Below are 824 nucleotides of genomic sequence, written 5' to 3'. Positions count from 1 at the left end.
TTGCCGCTTTAACTAACGTTGACCATTGCTGCGCATACTCTCGACCAGACCCTCGACGAAACCCAGGTGGAAACGCACCAACAATACGCTCAATATGATTCGACTGAATTATTTCATCCAGTTTTTGCGCTGCGTTTTCATCGTTGAGATCAAGCAGGGCGGCGTTAGCAATAGTGGATGGCCGTTCATCTAACCGAGCTTGGCTACGACGCGTAATAACTACATCATGTCCCTCGACTAACAAGGCTTGCGCTAGCGGAGTACCAAGCCAACCTGCACCTACAATCAATGTGTTTGCCATTATTTATCCTACTTAACTGTTTGCTCAAAGAGAGTAATGAGCTCTGCTTTGGCTTGTTGATGGAGGGGATCAGAATGCCATTTTTGATGCTGAATCAGGTCAACATTGACTTGCCAAGCCAGTTTTGTGAAATCATCCCCAACTTTTTTTAACGTGTTTGGTGAGTCTGCGACTAAGTGCTCCGGCAGGAAGCACCATCCAAACCCTTTGTTCGCTAATTCCAACAAAATGTAGTAGTTATCAGCGTACCAGATATCTGGGCTCAATGCTTGGTTGAGGCTACCTGGCTCTGCACTCTTTGAGCGTATCACCAGTTGGCGATATTGTTTGAGTTGATCGATATGGGTAATTCGCTGAGCCGCTAATGGGTGATCGGAAGAGACATACACATCGAATGCGATATTACCAAGATTGGTGAAATCGATATGCCTAGGCATTTGCAGATCGCTCAGAATAATTCCGGTGGTCGCACGTTCAGATTTCACCAGTTCAATAATGTCTGGGCTAGATGCCGTTAAACATT

The 824-nt window shown here is 45.8% G+C and carries 2 protein-coding genes; both read right to left on the bottom strand.

Annotated elements, in window-relative coordinates; translation table 11 throughout:
• Window positions 1-301, bottom strand: a 301-nt coding sequence (locus R7040_RS25620) for a 3-hydroxyacyl-CoA dehydrogenase NAD-binding domain-containing protein (RefSeq protein WP_318097448.1), incomplete at its 3' end; no start/stop codon positions are given.
• An 8-nt stretch (window positions 302-309) separates the two neighbouring features.
• Window positions 310-824: substrate-binding domain-containing protein (locus R7040_RS25615; protein ID WP_318097447.1), on the bottom strand; the 515-nt coding region annotated here is incomplete at its 5' end.

This window comes from Vibrio sp. 1069 (assembly GCF_033340555.1).
The sequence above is the reverse complement of the archived record's forward strand: the minus strand, read 5'-3'. Positions and strand labels throughout refer to the sequence as shown.